We start from the raw sequence: 24,883 nt of genomic DNA, 5'->3' as shown, positions 1-24,883 counted from the left end.
CATGACCGACTCTACGCTTATTCGCCCGGCCCAGCGGCTGCGTTTGCCGCGCCGCCTGTGGATCCTGTTACCGCTGCTGGTACTGGCGACGCTGTTTTTCTACCCGTTGGCGCTGATCGTCAAACAGGCGTTTACCGATGACCAGGGGCTGTTCAGCGCCGCTGCGCTGCAGCAGGTGTTCGAATCCCGCCGCTTTGTCGGCGCCTTTCTCAACACGCTGCAGATCGCGCTGCTGGCGACGCTCGGCTGCCTGGTGCTCGGCACCCTGCTGTCGCTGCTGCTGGTGTTCACGCCGTTCCCCGGCAGCCGTCTGGTCGCCCGGGTGATCGATACCTTTATCGCCATGCCGACCTTCCTCATCACGCTGGCCTTCACGTTCATCTACGGTTCCGCCGGTCTGCTGAACGGCACGCTGATGGCGACCTTTGGTTTCACCCTGCCGCCGGTGGATTTTCTTTACTCCATCTGGGGGGTGATCCTGGCGGAAATCACCGTGTTTACCCCGCTGGTGATGCGCCCGCTGATGGCGGCGCTGTCGCAGATCGACCGCAGCCAGCTCGAGGCCGCCAGCATCCTCGGCGCCCGGCCGGGACGGGTGGTGCGCCAGGTGATTTTACCGGCCGCGCTGCCGGCCTTGCTGGCCGGCGGCAGCCTGTGTTTGTTGTTGACCACCAATGAGTTCGGCATCGTGCTGTTTATCGGCGCCAAGGGCGTCACCACACTGCCGATGATGGTCTACGCCAAAGCGATTCTGGAATCGGACTACGCCGTCGCCTGCGCGATCGCCGTGGTGAATATCGCGCTGTCGCTCGGGCTGTTCTCCCTTTACCGCTACGCCGCGGCGCGCGCCGGGCTGAGGAACTGACGATGTTGATTTGGTCTCGCACCGGCCGCACCCTGACCTGCACGCTGACGGTCACGCTGTTCGCCCTGTTCTTCTGCCTGCCGCTGGCGGTGATCCTGATGTCCAGCCTCAGTGAACAGTGGAACGGCGTGCTGCCGAGCGGCTTCACCCTCAGCCACTTTCGCCAGGCCTTCAGCGGCGCCTCCTGGGACGCGCTGGTCGCCAGTCTGGCTATCGGCTTCAGCGCCAGCCTGTTCGCGTTGTTGTGCGGCACCTGGGCGGCGTTGGCCCTGCGCCACGTGCCTGAACGCGGCCGACGGCTGCTGGACACGCTGTTTTTCATTCCCAGCGCGGTGCCTTCGGTCTCTATCGGTTTGGGGATGCTGGTGGCGTTCAGCCAGGGGCCGCTGCAGATGAACGGCACCTTCCTGATCGTGCCCGCCGCCCACTTCGTGTTGATTTCCGCCTTTACCTTCGGCAACGTGATGGCCGGGCTGACCCGGCTGCCTGGCGACTACGAGAACGTCGCTGCCAGCCTGGGCGCGTCGCCGCTGTTCCGCCTGCGCCACGTCACCCTGCCGATGATCGCCCCCTACATGCTCTCCGCCTTCGCGCTCAGTCTGTCGCTGTCGATGGGGGAGCTGGGCGCGACCATGATGATCTACCCGCCGAGCTGGGCGACATTGCCGGTCACGATCTTCAGCCTGACCGATCGCGGCAGCATCGCCAATGGCGCAACGCTGACCATGATCCTGGTAGCGGCCACGCTGTTGCTGATGTTGGTGTTGGAGCGGATTTCACAGCGGCTGACGCCCGGCGCGAAATAACAGCAAGGCGCTGCCATGGCGGCGCCTTGCTCATCGAAACGCAGGTCAGAACGGGTAGTCGTGATAGCCCTGCTGTTCGGAAATGCGTCGGGCGGCGACATGCAGCAACGCCACATACTCCTCCCGCGCCGCTTCGGAAAAACGCAGCGTCGGGAAAGAGATGCTCAGCCCGGCGATCGCCACCCCGAACCTGTCAAAGACCGGTACCGCGATGCAGCGGATCCCCGCTTCTTGCTCTTCGGCATCTTCGCCGTATCCCTGCGCACGCACCCGATCCAGCACCGGCAACAGTTCGGCGGCGCTGGTCAGGGTATGCTCGGTGCTGCGGGTAAATTCAATCTGCGACAGGATCTGCGCCACCTCATCCCGCTCGCGCCAGGCCAGCAGCACCTTGCCGATGGCGGTGCTGTGCAGCGGGTTGCGGCGGCCGATGCGCGAATACATGCGCAGGTTGTACATCGCGTCGATCTTGTGGATGTAGACGATGCCATCCTCGTCCAGGGCGCCGAGGTGGATGGTTTCACGGGTATGATTCGACAGCTCGCGCATCTGCACGTCGGCGCTGCGGATCAGATCGACGTTCTGCAACGATTTGGCGCCCAGCTCGAATAGCTTGAGCGTCAGCGCATACTTTTCCGTCTCGCCTTCCTGAGAAACGTAACCCAGCGCTTTCATGGTCTGCAGAAATCGGTAGACGGTGCTTTTAGACATCATCACCCGCTGGGACAGTTCGGTAATGCCGATCTCGCGCTCATCGCCGAGCGCCTGCAAAATGCCGAACACTTTCATCACGGATGAGACGGCATCCGGTTGCTTGTCTGAATCTGCGTTAGCCATGGCGAATACCCTACTTAACGGTTTTGTTTCAGGAAATTTAAACAAGGGTTTCAGTATAATCGGAACAGATCGCGACGCGCAACGCAGCTGAAGGCTAAGCGATTGAAGCCAAATGAATAACCGCCTGCCGCTCACCGCCGTTTACAATTAAGCGGACAAGGGGCATGCAATCGCAGGCGAATATGATTAGCATGATAATACTCTCCTGAATAAATACCGCTGAGACCTGCATGCGTCCTTGTTCCGACGGCCTCCCCGTCCCGCAACGCTATGGGGCGATCCTCGCCATCGCCCTCGGCATTACCGTATCCGTGCTCGACGGCGCGATAGCCAACGTGGCGCTGCCCACCATCGCGCGCGATCTCAACGCCAGTCCGGCCAGTTCCATCTGGGTGGTCAACGCCTATCAACTGGCGATCACCGTCTCTTTGCTGTCGCTGGCGTCGCTCGGCGATCTGGTCGGCTATCGCCGCATCTATCAGGCAGGATTGCTGGTGTTCAGCATCACCTCGCTGTTCTGCGCCCTGTCCGACTCGCTGCTCACCCTGACCATCGCCCGCGTGCTGCAGGGCTTTGGCGCCGCCGCCATCATGAGCGTCAACACCGCGCTAATCCGCATCATCTACCCGCAGCGTTTTCTCGGCCGCGGCATGGGCATCAACTCGCTGATCGTCGCCTGCTCCTCGGCGGCCGGGCCGACGGTGGCGGCCGCTATCCTGTCGGTCGCGTCCTGGCAATGGCTGTTCGCCATCAACCTGCCGATCGGCATCGTCGCGCTGCTGCTGGGGATGAAATTCCTGCCGGCCAACGGTCAAAAAAGCGATAACCGCCGTTTCGATCCCACCAGCGCCGTGCTGAACGCGCTGACCTTCGGCCTGCTGATCACCGCCATCAGCGGCTTCGCCCAGGGCCAGAGCCTGACGCTGATCTTCAGCGAGATCGCCGCGCTGCTGGCGATTGGCGCGGTGTTCGTTCGCCGCCAGTTGCGCCAGGAATTTCCTCTGCTGCCGGTCGACCTGCTGCGCATTCCGATCTTCGCCCTGTCGATGGGCACCTCAATCTGCTCGTTCGCCGCACAGATGCTGGCGATGGTGTCGCTGCCGTTCTTCCTGCAAAGCGCGTTGGGCCGCGACGAAGTGGCGACCGGGCTGCTGCTGACGCCGTGGCCGCTGGCGATCGTGGTGATGGCCCCGATCGCCGGCCGGCTGGTGGAGCGCGTGCACGCAGGCCTGCTGGGCTGCATTGGACTGGCGGTGTTCGCGGTCGGGCTGTTCTCGCTGGCGCTGCTGCCCGCGGCGCCGTCGAATATGGACATCATCTGGCGCATGGTGCTGTGCGGCGCCGGTTTCGGTCTGTTCCAGTCGCCCAACAACCACACCATCATCTCAGCCGCGCCGCGCAACCGCAGCGGCGGCGCCAGCGGCATGCTGGGCACCGCTCGCCTGCTGGGGCAAACCTCGGGAGCCGCGCTGGTGGCGCTGATGTTCAACCTGTTCCCGGCCTCCGGCACCCACGCTTCACTGATCCTGGCTGGGGTGTTCGCCACCCTGGCGGCGGCCGTCAGCAGCCTGCGCATCACTCAACCGACGACGCAAACGGCGCAGCCCAGCCGCGAGGTGAAATAGAGGGCATAGAAAGAGCCTGGCCCCAATCCAATGTGCCCTGCCTGAGCCGGGCCACGTCGAGTGCGATGCAGGCCAGGCGTCAGTCGCCGCGCCTCAAAGGGCTGCGGCCTTGTCGTAAACAGGCTAAATAGGCGTCGTCATCCGGATACCAGCCAACAATGCGTTGACCGTCGTTACCCATCCCCTCGAAGGCCTTCAGCAGGCCGGGGGCGAACATGCGCTTTATCAGATCTTCGGACTGCGCGCTGTCGATGCGGCAGTCGCAGCGCGTCTCTCCGTCAACCTGAACGAAGTTCTGCAACGAAGCGAGACATCGCACGTCGAGATCGCCATGGACATGGATAAACTCCCCCGTTTCTACCAGGGTGAGCGCGGTCAGGTCTCCCCCCACCACGAACGCGCCGTCGTTTCCTGAGCTGCAATAGGCATGGCGTATGCGGACATCGTCACGCACGACCAGCCCGCCCCAGCAAATCAGCGTATCCGCCTGCAGCCGCCCCAGCACGACAATGCCGCCGTCCTCTCGCTGCGGTGACACCGCCAGGCATCCCTCGACGATCACATCGCCGTCCACGATCAGGTAATCGTAATCGTGGCCGTCGTGCTCGGCGGGGAAAAACGCCGGCAGGCGCAGATCGCCTGAATGCCAGCGAATAACCGGCGGTTCATCATCGTCATCATGCCGGTTCAACAATTCCGCAACCGCATCGGCGACACCGCCAGCCAATGCGGCCAGGCGCGCCGGCACCTCATCACCGTTGAGTAAGGGAAGGTGGTTGATTTTCATAGGGCCTCAGGGACAAATGTCATTGTGCCAAAGCATATAACATGCGCTTCCAAAGCCAAACAGGCGGTCGTGACCGGGCCCGATGCGGCTTGCCCTCTCACCGGGTGATCTGGCACCGCGCCTGCCCAAGCTGAGAGGCCGAAAGACGCGGTTTGCAGGTGGGATTCAGGGACTTCGGGCGCTGCTGCACGGCATTAACGCCCGCAAACTTTGGTGAAGCGCTCACCCCATTCATTGCCGAATTTCATTGCTGAATCCGTCGCCGCCGCTGTAAAAGCGGTTCAGGCATGCCATAAAAAAACCCCGGCAAGCCGGGGTTTTTCATTTCATTCAGCCGATTACTTCAGGTACTGACCGGTGCGCAGCGCTTCGATGCGCTTGTCGAGCGGCGGGTGCGACATGAACAGCTCGCTGAACGACTTGGATTTGCCGTTGATGCAGAACGCCATCATGCTGCCCGCTTCCTGCGGTTCATAGCTGGTTTTCAGACGCTGCAAGGCGGCGATCATCTTCTCGCGGCCCACCAGTTTGGCGGAACCGGCGTCGGCATAGAATTCGCGGTGACGCGAGAACCACATGGTGATGATGCTCGCCAGGATGCCGAACACCAGTTCCAGCACCATCGACACGGCGAAGTAAATCATCGGGTTGCCGTTGCCTTCCCCTTCACCGTCGCGGTTGCCCAGGAAGCCGGCGGCAACCTGTGCGATCAGGCGCGAAATGAAGATGACGAAGGTGTTCACGATCCCCTGGATCAGGGTCATGGTCACCATATCGCCGTTGGCGACGTGGCTGATTTCGTGCGCGATAACCGCTTCCGCTTCGTCGCGGCTCATGCTCTGCAGCAGGCCGGTGCTGACGGCGACCAGCGAAGCGTCGCGGCGTGCGCCGGTGGCGAAGGCGTTGATGTCCGGCGCGTGGTAGATAGCGACCTGCGGCATGGCGATGCCCGCCTGCTGCGATTGACGGCGCACCGTTTCCAGCAGCCAGTTTTCGGTTTCGTTACGCGGCTGTTCAATCACTTCCCCGCCTACGGAGCGCAGCGCCATCCATTTGGACATCAGCAACGACACGAAAGCGCCGCCGAAGCCGAACAGACCGGCCATGATCATCAGGCCCTGAACGCTACTGGATTGGATTCCTGTCAGGCTGAGCACCAGCCCGAAAACCAACATCACCGCCAGGTTGGTGAGCAGGAACAGAGCTATACGCATCATAAAATGTTTACTTCCTCATAAATGTTAACAAAACACTGTCCAGATACCCTGAATCGTATGGGCATTCGTCACAGTTTCAAGAGTTGCGCGCCATTAACCTACTAAAAATACGAAACTTTACAAAAACGACGCGCGACCGGGATTTGGCAAATTGTAAACGATTGTTGCGCAAGGCGGAGGGATTTTGCAGAAAAATTTCTTTGCCCGCACGCCATGACAACGAGAAACGTTATCCTCACGCTTTATAGGTCAATATTCGCTCCGCACGTTTCATCATGCCCCGCCTGATTCAGCGGCGACGAAAGTTTGAATCTCGCGATTGATTGTTACATTATAACATCACAAATAATCGTAAAGGGATGTCAATCATGTTATCGCGTATCGTCTGGATACTGGCGACGTGGCTGCTTTTCTGCCAGGTCGCGCACGCTGAAATTCACCTCACCGACGTTGAAGGACGCCAGGTTACCCTGACCGCCCCCGCACAGCGCGCCTATATCGGCTTTTACTACGAAGATTTTCTGGCGGTGAACGGCCCGGAGAGTTATCAACAGGTCGTCGCCTTCTCCAAAAGCGACTGGGCGTTGCGCGCCAGCCAATGGGCGCGCTATCAGGCGGCGCTGCCACGGCTCGCTCAACTGGTCGATGTCGGTTCGCTCTATAACCAGAGCTTCGATTTTGAACGCCTGCTGACCACGCGACCAGACCTGCTGATCCTGGCGAAGTGGCAGCTCGACGGCTTCGCCAACTACCTGCCGGTGCTGCAACAGCTCAACATTCCTTACATTGTCGTCGACTTCAATCAGGGCGTTGAAGTCAAGCTCGCCAGCATCCGGTTAATGGGCCAGGCGATGGGCCACGCCGAGCGAGCGGAACGGCTGGCCGACGAATATCGCCAAAGCCTCGAGGATACCCGGCGGCGCATCCGCCAAGCGCAGCTGCCGCCGCCGGTCACCTACATTGAGCTGGGGGACAAGGGCCCCGGCGAGTACGGCAGCAGCTATGGCGCATCGATCTGGGGGCCGCTGCTGCAGCTGGCCGGCGCCGACAATATCGCCGCCGGCGTCGTCGGCAGCCCTTCCCCCTTGCGCGCCGACTATGTCCTGACCCAACGGCCCGAGGTGATTTTTCTCGCCGGTGGCGACTGGGAAAACATGCCGAACGCCGTGCCGATGGGCTACGGCACGCAGGCAGCCCCCCTACAGACGCGCCTGACGCAATACGCCCGGCGGGCGGGATGGCCGCAACTGCCGGCGGTAAAAAATCAGCGTCTTTATGCGCTTTACCATGGCGGCGCGCGCACGATTTACGATTTTATCTTTGTCCAGTATCTGGCGAAAGCGCTCTATCCGACCGCGTTTGCCGATGTTGATCCCGCGCGCAATCTGGCGCAGTTCTACCATCAATATTTGCCGATAGAAGCGGACGGCGTCTTCTTGCAACGCTGGCAAGGAGAATAACCGTGGCCCACACAGGACGTGCGTTTTTGCGACGGCGCAGGCTGCGCCGCGGGCTACTGTCGCTGGCGCTGCTCGGCGCGCTGCTGGCGGCGACCGCCATCGATCTCACCGTCGGCGCCGCGCAACTTGGCCTCACGGATATCGTGCGGATGCTTTGGCCCGGCTCTGCGCCTGGCAACGCACTGCATCAGGCAGTTTTCTGGTCGATTCGCTTGCCGATGACGCTCACCGCCTTGGTGGTCGGCGCCAGCCTGGCGCTGGCGGGCCTGCTGATGCAGACCGTGCTGGCCAATCCCCTCGCCAGCCCCTATACGCTGGGGATCTCTGCCGCGGCGGGGTTCGGCGCGGCGCTGGCGATCCTCACCGGCTTCAACCTGGGCGGCGCGTTGGCGCTGGGCACGCCGCTGCTGGCTTCGCTGATGGCGTTGCTCGCCTGCGTGCCTGTCTATCTGCTGGGACAACGCCGCGGCATGACGCCGCAAATATTAGTATTGAGCGGCATCGTGGTGCTGTTTTTCTTTCAGTCGCTGCAATCGCTGCTGCTGTTTCTGGCCTCGCCGGAAGCCATGCAGCAAATTGTCTTTTGGCTGTTCGGCAGCCTGCTCAAAGCCAATATGCACGGCGTGGCGATCACCGGCGTCGTATTGTTGTGCGCGCTGTTCGTCAGTCTGCGGCTCGCCTGGCGGCTGACGGCGCTGTCCGCCGGCGAAGAACAGGCCCAGGGGCTGGGCATCAATGTCAGCGCCTTGCGCAAGCTGGCCTTTCTGCTGGCGACCTTGCTGACGGCCGCCTCGGTCTCGTTTGTCGGCACCATCGGGTTCGTCGGGCTGATCGCCCCGCATTTCGCCCGCTTTCTGGTGGGTGAGGATCAGCGCTACCTGATCTGCATTTCCGCCCTCTGCGGCAGCCTGCTGCTGCTGTGCGCCTCGATCGTCGCCAAGCTGGTGATGCCGAACGGCGTGGTGCCCATCGGCATCGTTATCGCCCTGATCGGCGTGCCGGTGCTGTTTTACTTCGTCACTCGACAGGTTAAACGCCCATGACTCAACTGACCCTCACCCGCGTCAGCGTCTCGCTGCATCGCCGCTCGCTGTTGACAGACGTTTCATTGAGCTGGCCGGAGGCGCAGCTCGGCGGCATCATCGGCCCCAACGGCGCCGGCAAATCGACGCTGCTCAAAGCGATTAATCGCATGGTGCCGTGCAGCGGCAAGATCGCTTACCGCGAACGCCCTCTCGATCCGAAAACCTGCCGTATCGCCTATGTGCCGCAGCTTAATCGCTGCGATTCGGCATTGACCGCTTTTGACATGGTGCTGCTGGGCAAGGTGCGCCAGTTGAGCTGGCGCGTCAGCGCCGCCCAGGCCGATGCGGCCGAGCAGGCGCTTACGGAATGCGGCATTTCCGCGCTCGCCGATCGCCCCTTCAACCGTCTCAGCGGCGGCCAGCGACAGTTGGTGATGCTGGCTCAGGCCTTCGTCTCTCAGCCGCAGATCATTTTGCTCGACGAACCCACCAGCGCGCTGGATATCCACCACCAGCTGCGCGTGCTCAATCAGATCGCCGACTACGGTCGGCGCCACCGCTGCATCACGCTGCTGGTGATCCACGATCTGGGGCTGGCGCTGCGCTATTGCCACTCACTCACGCTGCTCGCGCACGGACGCGTCGTTTGCCACGGCGATACCCATCAGATGATGGGACATCCGATGGTGTCTCGCGTATTTGGCGTCGGCATCGAAAACGGCGTCAGCCCGCAGGGCTACCCCTATCTGCTGCCGACACAGCTGTTACACGCACACGGAGAATCCCCATGTACACTCTGACCAAGGCGGACATGCTGGCGCAACTCGCCGGCTTGCAACAGGAAATTCACCAGCTTCACCGTTCCGCCCGGCAAGATCGGCGCCATTTTTCCCTGCTGGAACGTCGTTTCAGCCGCCTGCAGGCCTTTAACGACGAACCGCAGCTGCAGGCCTATCGTCAAAAGCTGGAAAACGACCGTTTGATCACGGCGCAGATCACCCAACTACGGGCGACGGCCAACGCCGCGTTGTGCGACTACGAGAAGCATCGCGTCTCGGCGCTGTGCCGGGAACCGGCGCAAACCAACGCCTACCTGAACAGTTTCGACCGCGCGCTGCAGCTGGAGATCGCGGCCGCCGACATTAAACCCGGCGAACGGGTGCTGCTGGTGGGCAGCGGCGCATTGCCCACCACGGCGCTGGCGCTGGTCGCCAGGCTCTCCGCCACCGTCATTTGCTACGATTGCGATCCGGCGGCCCAGCGTTTTGCCCGCCGGCTCACGCGCCACCTGGGGCTGGTGCAGCAGATGCCCTGCATCGACAAGCTGAACGGCCTGACGCGCAACGATATCGATCACATCATCATCGCCTCCCTGGTGGCGGACAAACAGGGTTTGCTGAAGGCGCTGCGGCCTTTGCTGCCCCAGTGCGGCAAATTGCTGGTGCGCTATGGCAATGGCCTCAAGTCGATCTTCAACTGCCCTTACCACCACCAGGCCGCCGGCTCGCCCTGGCGCGTCAGCGGTAAACCGCTCACCACCCCGCTGTACGACCTTTTGATTTTGGAGCCTCACCGCCATGAATAATGCCTTTCCCACCCTGATCCTCGGCGCCGGCCCGGCGGCGATCCAACTGGCTGCGGACATCAAGGCCGCGGGCAATGCGCGCATCGGCCTGTACAACCGCCCCAGCGAAAAAGGGCGCCGCCTGAAGCAACATCTGGCGCACACGCCCAGCCTGTGGCTGACGGGCGCCGGTAAGGCGCAGCGCACCCAAGACGATGCGCAGGTGACGATTGATCGCTATTGCGATGATCTGGCGCTCGTCGGCGGCGACTGGCGCAGACTGATCCTTGCCGTCCCCGCCGATCAATACCATGACGTGCTGCGACAGGTGCCATGGGCGGCGTTGCCCCAACTGCGCTCACTGATCCTGCTCTCTCCCTCCATCGGCTCCGGCCTGATGGCGCAAAGCCTGCTGCAGGACGCCGGGCAATCCCACGTCGAGGTCATCAGCCTGTCGAGCTACTACGCCGATACCAAATACCAGAACGCCGAGCAGCCTTGCCGCGCCTACACCAAGGCGTTCAAGCAGCGGATTTATCTGGCCGGCGCAGGCGCAAGGTCAGACTGCGCCGAACTCGACTGGCTTTGCTCGCTGCTGGCGCGTCACGGCATTGACGCCCAACGCTGCGACAGCCTGCTCGCCGCCGAGCGCTTCAGCATCACCAATTATGTTCATCCTCCGCTGGCGTTGGCCAAAACCACGCTGCAGGCGATATTCCAGCCGCAGGCGCCGATCCAGTACCTGTATAAAACCCACCCCGAGGGCCCCATCTGTCCCGAGGCGATCGCCGACATGCTGGCGCTCTCGCAGGATTACCAGCAGTTGCTCAACCGGCTCGGCATCGAGGCCATTAACCTGCTGCGCTTTTTGAATGACGACAACTACCCGGTGCCACCCCGCATGGTGAGCCGCCGCTGGATTGACCAATTCCCGCAGCTCACGCCGACGGAGCAATGCTATGCGCTGTTTACGCGTTATACCGCGCTGCTGGTCGACCCCTATTCCGAGCCGGACGCGCAGGGCCGCTACTATGATTTTTCCGCCGTCAGGGTCGCCCGCGTCTTCCAGGATGCCCAGGGGCGCTGGCGCCTGCCGCGCGTGCCGCAAGAGGACGTGCGCAAACTGCGCGTCCTGGTCTTGCTGGCTCAGCGGCTTGACGTCGAGATGCCCGCCGCCCAGCGTCTGTTGGCGCGCTTTCAGCAGGCGCTGCAGCACTTCGTCACCCGGATCGGCGCCGAGCATTGTCATCGTTCGTTGCTGGACGATACCTGCGACGAGCAGGCGGACATCATTTACCGACAATGGCGGAGGCAAGCATGAATCAGGGTGCGCTACTGGCCATTTTTGCCTCGTTGATTTTCAGCGTCATGAACGCGCTGGTTAAAACCATCTCCGATGCTATTCCCACCGGTGAAATCGTGTTCTTTCGCAGCAGCATCGGCTGTGTGCTGGTTCTGCTGCTGATGTACCGCCACCGCATCGCCTTCAGCCGTGAAGACCGGCCGCTGCTGGTGTTGCGCGGCACCATGGGCGGGCTGTATCTGATCTGTTATTTTTACAGCATCGCCCACCTCACGCTGGCCGACGCCAGCATGCTGGCCTACCTGTCGCCGTTTTTCTCCATTTTGCTCTCCTTGCTGGTGCTGCGTGAACGGGTCAACGCCAATACCGCGTTTTGGCTGGCGATGGTCATCATCGGCGCCGTGCTGCTGGTGCGGCCGTGGCACTTCTCGGCCTATACCCTGGCGTCACTGGTCGGCGTGATGAGCGCGGTGTTCTCCTCGATCGCCTATCTGTCGGTCAACAAACTCAGCAAGCGCCACCACAACTACGAGATCGTGTTCTACTTCCTGTTCATCGCAACGCTGATATCGCTGCCGCTGATGTGGAACGCGTTCGTTTGGCCCAACGCCTATCAGTTCGCCATTCTGCTCGCCATCGCCCTGGTGTCGCTGTTGGGGCAGGTCGTCTTAACCCAGGCCTTCTCTTCCGATAACCTGATCGTGGTCTCGGTGGTGCGCTATATCGGCATCGTGTTCAACATCGCCTGGGGTTGGCTGTTCTGGCATGAGATCCCGCTGCTGCTGTCGCTGTTCGGCTGTCTGCTGGTGGTGGTTTCCTGCATTCAGCTCGGGCTGCGTCACCGCAAGAAACCGGCTTAAGCCGGGCTTGCCGCAACCAAAAAAAAACGCACCCGAGGGTGCGTTTTTCACAGGCAAAGCCGTGGCCTTATTTGGCCGGCGTCGGCTGCTGAGCGGGCTGATCCTTTTCCAGATGAGCCAGGTCCAGCGCGATATGCACGGTTTCATCCAGGTACGGATCCGGCTCCTGGTAATCCTTCGGCAGATCGTCAAGCGATTTCAGCGGCTTCTTGCCCGCACGTTCCAGACGCTCGTTGATGCGTTTCAGACGGGTCGCGTCGTCATCGTGGTTCTCTTTCTCACGTACCGCCAGATTGAGAGACACGATGTTGCGTTTATCCTTCAGCGCCTTGTAATGCGCGATATCCTGCGCGATGTACTGGAACTCCGGATTTTGCGCGATGCGCTGCTGGTGATCTTTCAGCAGCTCCGGCTCGAACGGCGCCATATCGCCGGTCTTGCTGTAGGTCGCCGCATTGATGCTGTCCCACGGCATGGCGTTGTCTTCAAACGCTTCGCCGGTTTCCGCCGGATCGACGCCGGTCGGCATCAGAATGTCCGGCGTCACGCCCTTGCGCTGGGTGCTGCCGCCATTGACGCGGTAGAACTTCTGAATGGTGTACTGCACGGAACCGAGCGCCGGCCACTCAGGGCGCAGCATCTGATCGTAGATACGGTTCAGCGAACGATACTGCTGCACGGTGCCTTTACCGAAGGTCGGCTCGCCGACAATCAGCGCGCGGCCGTAATCCTGCATCGCCGCCGCGAAAATTTCGGAGGCGGAGGCGCTGAAGCGATCGACCAGCACCACCAGCGGGCCTTTATAGTAAGTCACGCCGTCGGTGTCGGCGTCTTCGCGCACTTTGCCATTGTTGTCGCGCACCTGCACCACCGGGCCGCTCGGAATGAACAGGCCGGACAGCGACACCGCTTCGGTCAGCGCGCCGCCGCCGTTGGTGCGCAGATCGATGATCACGCTTTTGACGTTCTGCTTGGCCATCTTCTGCAGTTGCACTTTCACGTCATCGGTCAGACCGACATAGAAGCCGGGGATGTCGAACACCGCCACCTTCTCTTTGCCGACGGTCTTGATGGTCATTTTCACCGCGCGGTCTTCCAGACGGATGCGCTCGCGGGTCAAGGTGACCACGCGGGTTTTGGTGCCCTTGCCGGCCGGCAGGATCTCAAGGCGCACCTTGCTGCCCTTCGGCCCTTTGATCAACGACACCACGTCGTCCAGGCGCCAGCCGATCACGTCCACCATCGGTTTGCCGGCCTGGCCGACGCCGACGATGCGATCGCCCACGGTGATCGCCTTGCTCTTCGCCGCCGGACCGCCCGGCACCATCGAGTTGATCAGGGTGTAGTCGTCATCCATCTGCAGCACCGCGCCGATGCCTTCCAGCGACAGGCTCATCTCGGTGTTGAACTGCTCGGTGTTGCGTGGAGACAGATAGTTGGTGTGCGGGTCGATTTCATGCGCAAAGGCATTCATCGCCAGCTGGAAGACGTCTTCGCTGTTGCTTTGCGTCAGGCGCTTGATGGCGAACTGATAACGCTTGGTCAGCGTGTCGCGGATTTCTTTGTCGGTCTTGCCGGTCAGCTTGAGGTTCAGCTCGTCATAGGTGACTTTCGCATCCCACAGGCTATCCAGCTCGGCCTTGTCTTTCGGCCACGGCGCTTTGCTGCGATCGAGATCGATAGTGCCGTTGCCGGTGAAGTTCATCGGCTTGTCCAGCAACGACAACGCATAGGTGTAACGCTCAAAGCGGCGTTTCTGCGCCAGATTGAACAGCGCGTAGAAGGTGTCCAGCTTGCCGGTTTTCAGCTCTTCGCCAACCTGATTGCGTTTGCCGGCGAACTGCGCCACGTCGGAGGCCAGCAACACGTTATGGTTGTAGTCCAGCATGTTCAGGTAGCGATCGAAGATCTTGCCCGAAAATTCCGCATCGAGGGCGAACTGGCGGTAATGAGAGCGAGTGAAGCGCGAGGTGACGCGCTCACTCACCGTAGCGTGCTGGGGTTCCTGTTGCAGTTGGGGCAGTTGGCCGATGCGGATGTTGGCTGTTTCCGCGCCGTAACTGACACCCGCCCACAGCAGCCCTGCAATCGCTGTTAATCTGACGAATTTGTTCATGCCTGGGTTGGCCTCCGTATCAGAACTGCAAGTGTTCTGCGCGCACAATCATCGCCAGACCGGAAGAGAGCTGCACACGTACGCCATCTTTAGCGATTTCGAGTACGGTAGCATCCATCGCGCTCTTGCCTGCTCTGACTTTGATTTCCTGGCCAATTTGCAGTTTAGAGATATCCGTGACTGGCGCATAACGCGGCTGGCTTTCCTCTTTGGCTGCACGAGGTTGGCGAGCGGGCTGTGGGCGAGTTTGTGGGCGCGGCTTGCGGTTTTCCGGCGCGGCTCCGCCTTCGCGACGCGCAGCGGGCTTTTTACCGGCTGGACGCGGACGGCGCGGAGCGGCATCGGCGGATTCGCCGGCGGCTTCACGTTTTTTGGCGTTTTGTTCGGCACGCTGTGCCTGAACGCGCGCTTTGGCTTCTTCAAGCTGCTGGCGAGCATGATCGACATGCTGTTGCTCCAGTTCACCGCACGGATTGCCGTCCAGGTCGACGCGCTGCGCGCCAACCTTGACGCCGTACAGGTAACGCCAGCTTGAGGTGTATAGGCGCAGGGCAGAACGCAATTGCGTTTTGCTGAGATTCTCTTCCCCCTGCACGCGCTCTACCAAATCCTGAAAAATACCGATTTTCAGCGGACGAGCTTCGCCTTCGGCGCTAAAGCAGAGCGGAAAACGCTCGGCAAGAAAAGCAATGACTTCTTTACTAGAGTTCAACTTAGGTTGATTTTCCATGAAATTTCCTGATTACAACGGTATTGCCAACAAGCCACAGGCATGAACAGGCGTCATTATAATGACGCCATCGGTAATTGCCACGTTAACCGTCGATCAACTTGCCGCCACAGTCACATATTTCGCACTGTCACACTGTTCCAGTTGCTCACAAAGCCCCGCCACCACTGCTTTCAGGCCCACTTCGTCCTGTTCGTCGAAGCGTTGATAAACCGTGCTATCGATATCCAAAACGCCGATCGCCCGGCCGCCAACCGCCAGCGGCAGCACGATTTCCGCGTTGCTGGCCGCATCGCAGGCGATATGGCCCGGAAACGCATGCACGTCGCCGACGCGCTGCACGCGATTTTCCGCCACCGCCGTGCCGCATACGCCCTTGCCCACCGGAATGCGCACGCAGGCGATCTTGCCCTGGAACGGCCCCAGCACCAGTTGGTCGCCATCCATCAGATAGAAACCGACCCAGTTCACGTCATCCAGACGCTCGTTGAGCAACGCGCTGGCGTTGGACAGCGCCGCGATAAAGTTGGTTTCCCCGCCGAGCAACGCGCTCAGGTCACGTTTTAATTCCGCGTAGAATTGTTCTTTTGTCATGTGTTAACCATTGAAACAGTGAAGATGGCCAGAAGCCCAAAGCTTAGGCCCTATAAAATAAGCATTAAATGCGTATAGCCACAAGGTTAATCATCTGTTGCTTCACAAAACCCCGTCGCTCGGGGTATGTTTGCCGCTCAGAATCCCGGTTTACCTCGTTTTACCGTCCGGCACCCGATCGCCGGTGACGCGGCCGGTTTATTTTTCAGCTACGCTGACAGTTCCGGCGGGCTCAAGGGCAGCTACTTGTCAAAAATGAAAATACACGCGATCACCGCCCCCCTTTCCAAAGCGCGCCACCAACGCTGCTGCGAGTGCGACCTGCTGTTCGTGCTGCCGCCGCTCAGCGGTAATCAGGCCGCTTATTGTCCGCGCTGCAACGCCAAGGTGGTGCACGGCCGCGACTGGTCGATGACGCGTCTGACCGCCATGGCGATCACCATGCTGCTGCTGATGCCGTTCGCTTTCACCGAACCGCTGATCAGCATCCGCCTGCTCGGCACGCGCATCGACGCCAGTTTGCTGGAGGGCATCTGGCAGATGAGCCGCCAGGGCGATCCGCTCACCGCCAGCATGGTGGCATTCTGCACCATCGGCGCCCCGCTGACGCTGGTGCTGTCGCTGCTCTACCTGCGCTTCGGCCATGCGCTCGGCATGAACCTGCGCCCGGTGTTGCTGATGCTGGAGCGGCTCAAAGAGTGGGTGATGCTGGACATTTATCTGATCGGCATGGCGGTGGCGGCGATCAAAGTGCAGGATTACGCCGACATCCAGCCCGGCAGCGCGCTGATCGCTTACCTGTCGCTCACGGTGCTGAGCATCCTGACGCTGATCCACGTCAACCTGGAACAGCTGTGGGAGCGCTACTATCCGCAGGAACAGCCGGAAGGCCCACCGACGGCGCTGCACATTTGTCTGTCCTGCCACTATACCGGCTATCCCGACGCGCGCGGCCGCTGCCCGCGTTGCCATGTGCCGATGTGCCATCGCCAGCCCTACAGCCTGCAGAAAACCTGGGCGGCGCTGATCGCGGCGATGATCCTGCTGATACCGGCCAACCTGCTGCCGATTTCCATCATTTACGCCAACGGCACGCGGCTGGAAGACACCATTTTCTCCGGCGTGGTCTCCCTGGCCACCTCCGGCAACGTGCCGATCGCCGCCATCGTGTTCATCGCCAGCGTACTGGTGCCCTTCACCAAGGTGATCGTGCTGATCATGTTGTTGCTGAGCATCCACTTTAAAACCTCGCACAGCCTGAAGACGCGCATTCGTCTGCTGCGCCTGGTCACCTGGATCGGCCGTTGGTCGATGCTCGATCTGTTCGTTATCGCCTTGATGATGTCGCTGGTAAATCGCGATCAACTGTTATCTTTTACTATGGGACCGGCCGCGTTTTACTTTGGCTCGGCGGTCATTTTGACTATTCTTGCCGTTGAATGGCTCGATAGCCGATTGATTTGGGATGCACATGCAACAGGAAACGCCGACTACACCGACTGAAGCGCGGGTCAAGAACAAACGCCGCATTTCACCGTTCTGGTTACTGCCGTTCATCGCCCTGCTGATTGCCGGGTGGCTGGTCTATAACAATTTCCAGGAACGCGGCACCACCGTCACCATCGATTTCCAATCGGCGGCGGGCATCGTCGCCGGCCGCACGCCGGTGCGCTACCAGGGCGTTGAGGTCGGCACGGTGCAAAAAATCAGCCTGAGCAAAGATCTGCGCAGCATCGTGGTGGAAGCCAGCATCAAAAGCGATCTGGAAGACTCGCTGCGCGAAGGCACCCAGTTCTGGCTGGTGACGCCCAAGGCCTCGCTGGCCGGGGTATCCGGACTCGATGCGCTGGTCGGCGGCAACTACATCGGCATGATGCCCGGCGGCGGCAAGGAGCAAACCCACTTCACCGCGCTCGATACCCAGCCGAAGTACCGTCTGAACACCGGCGAACTAATGATTCACCTGCACGCCGACGACCTGGGTTCGCTCAACAGCGGCTCGCTGGTCTATTACCGTAAAATCCCGGTCGGCAAGGTATATGACTACACCATCAGCGAAGGCAACAAGGGCGTAACCATCGACGTGCTGATCGACCGCCGCTTCGCCAACCTGGTGAAGAGCAACAGCCGCTTCTGGAATGTCTCCGGCTTCAAGGGCGATTTCAGCCTGTCCGGCGCCACGGTGCAGATGGAGAGCCTGGCGGCGCTGGTCAACGGCGCCATCGCCTTCGACTCGCCGGCCGATGGCCAGCAGGCCAAAGGCGATCAGAACTATACCCTTTACCCGGACCTGGCCCACAGCCAGCGCGGCGTCAATATTCTGCTGGATCTGCCGAGCGGCAACAATTTGAGTGAAAACCGCACGCCGCTGATGTACCAGGGGCTGCAGGTCGGTACCCTGACCAAGCTGACGTTGCAACAGGACAGCAAAGTCATCGGTGAACTGACCATCGATCCTTCGGTGGTCGATCTGATGCGCAGCGGCACCCGCATCGTGATGCGCAGCCCGCGCATCAGCCTCAACGACGCCAAGCTCAGCCAACTGCTGACCGGTACCACGCTGGAGCTGGTGCCGGGTGAAGGCGAACCGCAGCAGCGCTTCAACGTGCTGGACAGCAGCGAAACGCTGTTGCAACAACCGGGTGTGTTGACCGTCACGCTGACGGCGCCGCAAAGCTACGGCATCGACGTCGGGCAGCCGCTGGTGGTGCACGGCGTGAAAGTCGGCCAAATCCTGAGTCGCACCTTGACCGCCGGCGGCGTGGTATTCACCGCCGCCGTTGATGCGCAATATCGCGGCCTGCTGCACAAAGACAGCAAATTCGTGGTCAACAGCCGCCTCGACGTCAAGCTGGGGATCGACGGCATGGAAGTGCTCGGCGCCAGCGCGCAGGAGTGGGTAGACGGCGGCGTGCGCATTATCCCCGGCAGCAAAGGGGAGCCTGGTGGCCAATACCCGCTGTACGCCAACAGCGAAAAAGCCGAGGAAGGCATCGTCGGCAACGCCCCTTCCACCACCCTGACCCTCAGCGCCACCAGCCTGCCGGACGTGCAGGCCGGCTCAGTGGTGCTGTACCGTAAATTCCAGGTGGGCGAGATCGTCAACGTTCGGCCGAAGGCCAACGAGTTTGAGGTGGACGTCTACATCAGCCCGGAATACCGTAAGTTGCTGACCCGTGAAAGCATCTTCTGGGCCGAAGGCGGCGCCAAGGTGCAGCTCAACGGCAGCGGCCTGACGGTGCAGGCTTCGCCGCTCAACCGCGCGCTGAAAGGCGCCATCAGCTTCGACAACCTGCAGGGCGTGACGCTGAACAAAGGCGCCAACCGCGTACTGTACGCCAGCGAAACCGCCGCCCGCGCGGTGGGCAGCCAAATCACGCTGAAAACCTATGACGCCAGCAAGCTGTCGGCGGGCATGCCGCTGCGTTACCTCGGCATCGACGTCGGCCAGGTGGAGTCGCTGCAGCTGGCGCCGGAGCGCAACGAAGTGTTGGCCAAAGCGGTGCTGTATCCGGAATACGTGCAGACCTTCGCGCGCCTCGGCAGCCGCTTCTCGATCGTGTCGCCGGAGATCTCCGCCGCCGGCGTCAGCAACCTCGATACCCTGCTCCAGCCTTATATCAACGTGGAGCCGGGCCGTGGGCGCGAGCTGCGCACCTTCGAACTGCAGCAGGCCAGCATCACCGATTCGCGCTATCTCGATGGGCTGAGCGTCGTGCTCGACGCCGCCGAAACCGGCTCGCTGCAGATCGGCACGCCGGTGCTGTTCCGCGGCGTGGAGGTCGGCACCATCACCGGTTTCTACCTCGGCGCCATGTCCGATCGGGTGCACGTCGCGCTGCGCATCAGCAAGAAGTACCAGCATCTGGTGCGCAACAACAGCGTGTTCTGGCTGGCGTCGGGTTACAACCTGCAGTTCGGCCTGACCGGCGGCGTGATCAAGAGCGGCACCTTCCAGCAGTTCATTCGCGGCGGCATCGCCTTCGCCACCCCGCCGACCATCCCGCTGGCGCCGAAAGCCACGCCAAACAAGCACTTCCTGCTGAATCCGGAAGAGCCGAAGGACTGGAAAACCTGGGGTACCGCCATTCCGCGCGATTAACTTTCGCGTTTCCCTCAGGGCCCGGCAATGCCGGGCCCTGTTTTTTTCCGCTTTGTGATAAACTCTCGCCCTTGTCTTTATTGCACCCTGAGAGTTCGCCCCGTGGCCAAATCCACCGCCGTTTTTCTGCCCCCCGCTTTCCTTGACGCCACCCGCGCCATCATGCCCGCCGAACTGGCGATGGACGATTTTATCGCCGCCTGCCAGCGCCCGCTGCGCCGCAGCCTGCGCGTCAACACGCTGAAGATCGGCGTCGCCGACTTCCTGGCGCTGGTGCGGGACTACGACTGGCGATTGGAACCCATTCCCTGGTGCGCGGAAGGGTTCTGGATCGAGCGCGCCGATGAAGAGCTGCGATTGGGCAGCGCCGCCGAACATTTGAGCGGCCTGTTCTACATTCAGGAGGCCAGCTCGATGCTGCCGGTCAGCGCGCTGTTCGCCGGCGGTGCAGTGCCCCATCGGGTGCTGGACGTGGCGGCCGCGCCGGGCTCCAAAACCACCCAGATAGCCGCGTTGATGGATAATCAGGGCGGCATCGTCGCCAACGAATACTCCGCCAGCCGGGTGAAAGTGCTGCACGCCAATATCAGCCGCTGCGGCGTGAAGAATACGGCGCTGACCCACTTCGATGGCCGGGTGTTCGGCGCCGCGCTGCCGGAGAGTTTTGACGCCATTCTGCTCGACGCCCCCTGCTCCGGCGAAGGCGTGGTGCGCAAAGATCCGGACGCCATGAGCAACTGGTCGCCGGAAAGCGTCGCCGAGATCGCCGCCACCCAGCGCGAACTGATCGACAGCGCGTTTCATGCGCTGGCGCCGGGCGGCGTGATGGTTTATTCCACCTGCACCCTCAATGCGCAGGAAAATCAGCAGGTGGTGCGCTGGCTGCTGGACACCTATGGCGACGCGGTCAGCATCGAGCCGCTGGGTGAGCTGTTCCCCGGCGCCGACAAGGCGTTGACCGCCGAGGGCTTCCTGCACGTCTTCCCACAGATTTACGACAGCGAAGGGTTTTTCGTCGCCCGCCTGCGTAAAAAACACGCCGTGGCGCCGTTGGCGAAGCCGACCTATAAAGTCGGTAAATTCCCGTTCAGCCCGCTGTCCGGCAAAGAGGCGGCGCTGATCGCCCAAGCCGCCGCCGCATCCGGCTTAACCTGGGGCGATGACAGCCGGCTGTGGGAGCGCGACAAGGAAATCTGGCTGTTCCCGGCCGAGCTGGAGCCGCTGTTCGGCAAAGTGCGCTTCTCGCGTATCGGCCTCAAGCTGGCGGAGCGCTTCCCGAAAGGTTTCCGTTGGCAGCACGAAGCGGCCATCGCCCTCGCGGGCGCCGACGGCAAACAGCATTTCGAGCTGGACGCCGCGCTGGCCCAGGAGTGGTATCACGGCCGCGATCTCTACCCTGAGCAGCCGCCGGCGGGCGACGAGTGCATCGTCACCTATCAGGGGCAACCGCTGGGCATCGCCAAACGCATCGGCAGCCGCATCAAGAACAACCTGCCGCGCGAACTGGTGCGCGACGGCGCGCTGGATTTTCACCTGTAATCGCCCTGGCGCCGGGGAGCCGCTTTCCCCGGCGATAAATAAAGATAACAATATTCCCATCACCATTCGTTATTATTCTAATCATTTCACCATCACGTTATTTCACCCGCGCACGTTTGCCCTGTGCCAATTAAAAAGTTTTGACCTTTGATAAAGACAATTTCACGTTCTTATCCTATTAATTTAAATGTAAGTAAATAAATGCGTGCAACTCAGCTCTGGGTGGCGTTTTTGCGGACTTTCTCTGACATGGCAAGGAATCATGATGAAAAAAACTCTGCTGGTTTTGCTCTCGTTAACACCTCTGCTGTGCATCAGCGGCGCAGCCAACGCAGCGGGCACCATTCAGGGCACGGTGGGCGTCACTTTGACCATCGGCGCCGGCTGCGTGGTCACCGGCGGCAACAGCTCCGGCACCACCAACGACTTTGGTTCCATCAGTTTCGGCACCTACTCGTCGCTGGCTAACGTCATCACCGCCAGCGCCACCGGCAGCGGCGGCACCGGCACCTTGGGGCTGAACTGCACCACTGGCACCAACTACACCGTGGCGCTGGACAACGGCCTCAACGCCTCCGGCAGCCAGCGGCGCATGGCCAGCGGCGTGCCCGCCTACATCAGCTATAACCTCTATCAGGACAGCGCCCACGCCGTGCCGTGGAACAGCACCACCGGCGTGCTGACCGGCACCGGCACCGGTTCAGCGGTCCCGCTGATCGTCTACGGTCTGGTGCCCGCCGCAGGCACCACCCCGGCCGCCGGCGTGTACAGCGATACCGTCACCATGACCGTGACCTGGTGATGCCTGCCGACACGGGGCGCCACCACGGCGCTCCGTTATTCATTAATATAATAATATTCCTATCCACCCTCTCGTTATCTCAAACACGATTCCCCCTGATGTGTTTACGCTGCACTCAACCTGCGATCTCGCTTAAAAATAAATAAAATTTTTAATCTTTCCGCAAGACATTCTCCCGTTCTTATTCTATTAATTAATCTGTAAATAGATTAATGCATTTGACTCATTTTTCGGGCTTTTTGGCAGGCTTCTCTACTACGGCAAGGAACCATGATGAAAAAGACTCTGGCGGCATTAACCTCGGCAGCGGCCCTGCTGTGCACCTCTGGCGCCGCCTTTGCGGCAGGCACCATTCAGGGCACGCTGGGCGTCACTTTAACCATCGGCGCCGGCTGCGTCGTTACCGGCGGCAACAGCTCCGGCACCACCAACAACTTCGGCTCCATCAGCTTCGGCACCTACTCGTCGCTGGCTAACGTCATCACCGCCAGCGCCACCGGCAGCGGCGGCACCGGCACCCTGGGGCTGAACTGCACCACCGGCACCAACTACACCGTGGCGCTGGACAACGGCCTCAACGCCTCCGGCAGCCAGCGGCGCATGGCCAGCAGCGTGCCCGCCTACATCAGCTATAACCTCTACCAGGACAGCGCCCACGCCGTGCCGTGGAACAGCACCACCGGCGTACTGACCGGCACTGGCACCGGCTCGGCGGTCCCGTTGATCGTCTATGGTCTGGTGCCCGCCGCGGGCACCACCCCGGCGGCAGGCGCGTACAGCGATACCGTCACCATGACCGTCACCTGGTAAGCATGACGCGCCTGGCCGTCACCTGCATGCTGCTGTCGTTGGCGGGCGCTTGCCGCGCCGACGTCAGCACTGCGACGGTCGGCGTCAGCGCTACCTTGGTCAAATCCTGTGTCGCAGGCACCACCAGCGGCGGCAACACCACGTTCGGCACTTTTAACTTCGGCACGGTCTATTTCCTCAATACGGCGATAAAAGTGACCGGCCAGGCAAACGCCGGCGCACTGCAGATCAACTGCAACAACGGCACCAGTTACACGGTGCTGCTCAGCGGCGGACAGAGCGGCAATACCGCTTCGCGCTATCTGCAAAGCGCGGCGGGCGCCCGCGTGAACTACAACCTGTATACCAGCGCCAGCTACGCCACCGTCTGGGATAACGTCACCGGCGTGACGCAGACCGCCATCGGTCAAAGCGTCTGGCTGCCGGTGTACGGCATGATCCCGGTGCAGGCGACGCCGGCGACGGGCACTTATACGGACACGGTACAGGTGACGATAAATTGGTGATTAACGGAACGCTGCGCACCCTGCTGCTGACGGCGCTGCTCGGCGCTCAGGCGGCACATGCCGATACCGTCAGCCAAAACTTCACGGTAAACGCTTCGATCATCAAAGGCTGCGTGCTCGGCAGCGGCGTCACCAACGTCACCTCGTTCGGCAGCATGAGCTTCGGCCAGGTGGCGTCTTTAAGCAGCCCGATAAAAATTGTCTCGAGCGCCGGCGCGGGCTCAATCCTTATCCGCTGCAACCCCGGGCTCAGCGTCACCCTGGGATTGAACGTCGGCAATAACGTGACCGGCTCCATCGCCGGCGGGCGCAAGCTGTTGAACTCGGTCACCTCGGAAACGCTGATTTACCAGCTCTACCAGGATGCCAACTACGCCGTTTTGTGGGGAGACGGCGGCAACGGCGGCGCCGCCCAAACCGTCTCCTCCACCGGCAGTACGCAGGAAATAAAAATCTACGCCAGTTTAATGGCGAGCAGCACCTTGCCCACCAGCGGCACCTACAACGATACGGTCTTAGTGACGGTGAGTTATTGAGCTTTTAAAAGGATCACATTATGCGTAGTACTCTGCTCCGCCTGCCCCTGCTGGCAGGATTGTTGTTAGCCGGCCAGCCGCAGGCCTTCGCCGCCGCCTCCATTCTGATTTGGCCCATCGATCCGGTTATTGAAGACAACCAGCAGGCGACGGCCCTGTGGCTGGAAAACCGCGACAGCAAGCCGGTTTACATGCAAATTCGCGTGCTGGGCTGGCAACAAACCGGCGGTAAGGACGATTACCGCAACCAGAGCGACGTGCTCGCCAGCCCGCCGGTCGCCACCATTCTCCCCGGCAAACGCCAACTGATTCGCCTGATCAAGCAGACGCCGGCCGCCGCCGGACAAGAGCGGGCTTACCGCATCCTGGTCGATGAAGTGCCGATCAAAGATAAAGATGGCGCAGCGCCCGACAAAGGCGCGCAGATGGGGCTGAAATTCCAGATGCGTTATTCGGTGCCGCTGTTCGTCAGCGGCAAAGGCGTCTGGACCAAGCAAGACTTCGAACACCCGCGCGACTACGCCACCGCCAACCAGCCGAAGCTCAGCTACCGGCTGCTGCAACAAAACAGCCAGCGCTGGCTCGACGTGCGCAATGACGGCATCGTGCATGCTCGTCTGTCGCAGGTCAGCATTCAGGGCAAGCCGCTCAACAACGGGCTGCTGGGCTATGTGCTGCCGGGTGCGCAAATGCGCTTCGCCCTGCCGCCGTCGGGCAGTTTCGCCGCCGGCAAGCTGCAGGCGATGGTCAACGACAACAAGCAGCCCGTAACCCTTCCGTCTTACTGAGCCCGAGGCGC

The 24,883-nt window shown here is 61.3% G+C and carries 23 protein-coding genes; 17 read left to right on the top strand and 6 right to left on the bottom strand.

What is annotated here, in order from left to right:
• Position 1 precedes the first annotated feature (1 nt).
• Together phnU and J9788_RS02920 are read left to right on the top strand one after the other, a co-directional pair.
• Complete coding sequence (gene phnU, locus J9788_RS02925) at positions 2 to 865, top strand: 2-aminoethylphosphonate ABC transporter permease subunit (protein ID WP_182264583.1); 864 nt, start codon at positions 2 to 4, stop codon at positions 863 to 865.
• Positions 866 to 867: 2 nt separating this feature from the next.
• Positions 868 to 1,671: an ABC transporter permease gene (locus J9788_RS02920; RefSeq protein WP_182264584.1), complete on the top strand. Its 804-nt coding sequence runs from the start codon at positions 868 to 870 to the stop codon at positions 1,669 to 1,671.
• A gap of 45 nt (positions 1,672 to 1,716) precedes the next feature.
• Here J9788_RS02920 and kdgR read toward each other — a convergent pair whose 3' ends face one another.
• Positions 1,717 to 2,508, bottom strand: coding sequence for a DNA-binding transcriptional regulator KdgR (gene kdgR / locus J9788_RS02915; RefSeq protein WP_033642855.1), 792 nt, complete (start codon positions 2,506 to 2,508; stop codon positions 1,717 to 1,719).
• Between the two features lie 230 nt (positions 2,509 to 2,738).
• Between kdgR and J9788_RS02910 the strand changes: the two genes are divergently transcribed.
• Positions 2,739 to 4,133, top strand: coding sequence for an MFS transporter (locus J9788_RS02910; RefSeq protein WP_182264585.1), 1,395 nt, complete (start codon positions 2,739 to 2,741; stop codon positions 4,131 to 4,133).
• Between the two features lie 79 nt (positions 4,134 to 4,212).
• Here J9788_RS02910 and J9788_RS02905 read toward each other — a convergent pair whose 3' ends face one another.
• Both J9788_RS02905 and htpX read right to left on the bottom strand, forming a co-directional pair.
• Complete coding sequence (locus tag J9788_RS02905; protein WP_182264586.1) at positions 4,213 to 4,920, bottom strand: hypothetical protein; 708 nt, start codon at positions 4,918 to 4,920, stop codon at positions 4,213 to 4,215.
• A 338-nt stretch (positions 4,921 to 5,258) separates the two neighbouring features.
• Positions 5,259 to 6,137 (bottom strand): protease HtpX, encoded by an 879-nt coding sequence (gene htpX / locus J9788_RS02900; protein ID WP_033652481.1) that lies wholly within the window; start codon positions 6,135 to 6,137, stop codon positions 5,259 to 5,261.
• A gap of 368 nt (positions 6,138 to 6,505) precedes the next feature.
• Between htpX and J9788_RS02895 the strand changes: the two genes are divergently transcribed.
• Genes J9788_RS02895 through J9788_RS02870 form a run of 6 tightly spaced genes read left to right on the top strand, consistent with a single transcriptional unit; the run spans position 6,506 to position 12,349 of the window.
• On the top strand, positions 6,506 to 7,597 hold the full coding sequence (locus J9788_RS02895) for an ABC transporter substrate-binding protein (RefSeq protein ID WP_182264587.1): 1,092 nt from the start codon (positions 6,506 to 6,508) through the stop codon (positions 7,595 to 7,597).
• 2 nt (positions 7,598 to 7,599) lie between these two features.
• Complete coding sequence (locus J9788_RS02890; RefSeq protein ID WP_182264588.1) at positions 7,600 to 8,640, top strand: iron chelate uptake ABC transporter family permease subunit; 1,041 nt, start codon at positions 7,600 to 7,602, stop codon at positions 8,638 to 8,640.
• Positions 8,637 to 9,422, top strand: a complete 786-nt coding sequence (locus J9788_RS02885) for an ABC transporter ATP-binding protein (RefSeq protein ID WP_182264589.1) — start codon at positions 8,637 to 8,639, stop codon at positions 9,420 to 9,422. The genes J9788_RS02890 and J9788_RS02885 overlap by 4 nt, the downstream gene beginning before the upstream one ends.
• Positions 9,410 to 10,207 (top strand): nicotianamine synthase family protein, encoded by a 798-nt coding sequence (locus tag J9788_RS02880; RefSeq protein ID WP_033642848.1) that lies wholly within the window; start codon positions 9,410 to 9,412, stop codon positions 10,205 to 10,207. The genes J9788_RS02885 and J9788_RS02880 overlap by 13 nt, the downstream gene beginning before the upstream one ends.
• Positions 10,200 to 11,507 carry an opine metallophore biosynthesis dehydrogenase gene (locus tag J9788_RS02875; protein WP_182264590.1) on the top strand — a complete coding sequence of 436 codons (1,308 nt, stop codon included), beginning with the start codon at positions 10,200 to 10,202 and terminating at the stop codon, positions 11,505 to 11,507. Before J9788_RS02880 ends, J9788_RS02875 begins: the two co-directional genes overlap by 8 nt.
• Positions 11,504 to 12,349, top strand: a complete 846-nt coding sequence (locus J9788_RS02870) for a DMT family transporter (protein ID WP_182264591.1) — start codon at positions 11,504 to 11,506, stop codon at positions 12,347 to 12,349. The genes J9788_RS02875 and J9788_RS02870 overlap by 4 nt, the downstream gene beginning before the upstream one ends.
• Positions 12,350 to 12,416: 67 nt before the next feature.
• Here J9788_RS02870 and prc read toward each other — a convergent pair whose 3' ends face one another.
• From prc to J9788_RS02855, 3 genes are all read right to left on the bottom strand, one after another.
• Positions 12,417 to 14,465, bottom strand: a complete 2,049-nt coding sequence (gene prc / locus J9788_RS02865) for a carboxy terminal-processing peptidase (protein ID WP_033642845.1) — start codon at positions 14,463 to 14,465, stop codon at positions 12,417 to 12,419.
• 19 nt (positions 14,466 to 14,484) lie between these two features.
• The gene (proQ, locus tag J9788_RS02860) at positions 14,485 to 15,195 is read right to left on the bottom strand and encodes an RNA chaperone ProQ (RefSeq protein WP_004931497.1); all 711 of its coding nucleotides are present in this window, start codon (positions 15,193 to 15,195) and stop codon (positions 14,485 to 14,487) included.
• Positions 15,196 to 15,291: 96 nt separating this feature from the next.
• Complete coding sequence (locus J9788_RS02855) at positions 15,292 to 15,789, bottom strand: GAF domain-containing protein (protein ID WP_033642843.1); 498 nt, start codon at positions 15,787 to 15,789, stop codon at positions 15,292 to 15,294.
• Between the two features lie 255 nt (positions 15,790 to 16,044).
• On the opposite strand from J9788_RS02855, the gene yebS reads away from it, so the two are divergent.
• The 8 genes from yebS (at position 16,045) to J9788_RS02815 (ending at position 24,872) form a co-directional block, all read left to right on the top strand.
• Entirely contained in the window at positions 16,045 to 17,292 is a 1,248-nt protein-coding gene (gene yebS / locus J9788_RS02850) for a membrane integrity lipid transport subunit YebS (protein WP_046898636.1), read from the top strand.
• Complete coding sequence (locus J9788_RS02845) at positions 17,261 to 19,891, top strand: PqiB family protein (protein ID WP_182264592.1); 2,631 nt, start codon at positions 17,261 to 17,263, stop codon at positions 19,889 to 19,891. The genes yebS and J9788_RS02845 overlap by 32 nt, the downstream gene beginning before the upstream one ends.
• 102 nt (positions 19,892 to 19,993) lie before the next feature.
• Entirely contained in the window at positions 19,994 to 21,430 is a 1,437-nt protein-coding gene (gene rsmF / locus J9788_RS02840; RefSeq protein WP_182264593.1) for a 16S rRNA (cytosine(1407)-C(5))-methyltransferase RsmF, read from the top strand.
• A gap of 265 nt (positions 21,431 to 21,695) precedes the next feature.
• Positions 21,696 to 22,232 carry a spore coat protein U domain-containing protein gene (locus tag J9788_RS02835; RefSeq protein ID WP_046898539.1) on the top strand — a complete coding sequence of 179 codons (537 nt, stop codon included), beginning with the start codon at positions 21,696 to 21,698 and terminating at the stop codon, positions 22,230 to 22,232.
• A gap of 273 nt (positions 22,233 to 22,505) precedes the next feature.
• The gene (locus J9788_RS02830; RefSeq protein ID WP_046686938.1) at positions 22,506 to 23,042 is read left to right on the top strand and encodes a spore coat protein U domain-containing protein; all 537 of its coding nucleotides are present in this window, start codon (positions 22,506 to 22,508) and stop codon (positions 23,040 to 23,042) included.
• 2 nt (positions 23,043 to 23,044) lie between these two features.
• On the top strand, positions 23,045 to 23,548 hold the full coding sequence (locus tag J9788_RS02825) for a spore coat U domain-containing protein (protein ID WP_182264594.1): 504 nt from the start codon (positions 23,045 to 23,047) through the stop codon (positions 23,546 to 23,548).
• 20 nt (positions 23,549 to 23,568) lie between these two features.
• Positions 23,569 to 24,084 carry a spore coat U domain-containing protein gene (locus tag J9788_RS02820; RefSeq protein WP_370576319.1) on the top strand — a complete coding sequence of 172 codons (516 nt, stop codon included), beginning with the start codon at positions 23,569 to 23,571 and terminating at the stop codon, positions 24,082 to 24,084.
• Positions 24,085 to 24,104: 20 nt separating this feature from the next.
• Entirely contained in the window at positions 24,105 to 24,872 is a 768-nt protein-coding gene (locus tag J9788_RS02815) for a molecular chaperone (RefSeq protein ID WP_182264596.1), read from the top strand.
• Positions 24,873 to 24,883 lie beyond the last annotated feature (11 nt).

Source organism: Serratia sp. X10 (genome assembly GCF_017811775.1).
GTDB lineage: Bacteria > Pseudomonadota > Gammaproteobacteria > Enterobacterales > Enterobacteriaceae > Serratia > Serratia ureilytica.
Note: the sequence above shows the minus strand (reverse complement) of the source record. Positions and strands in the feature narration are given on the sequence as shown.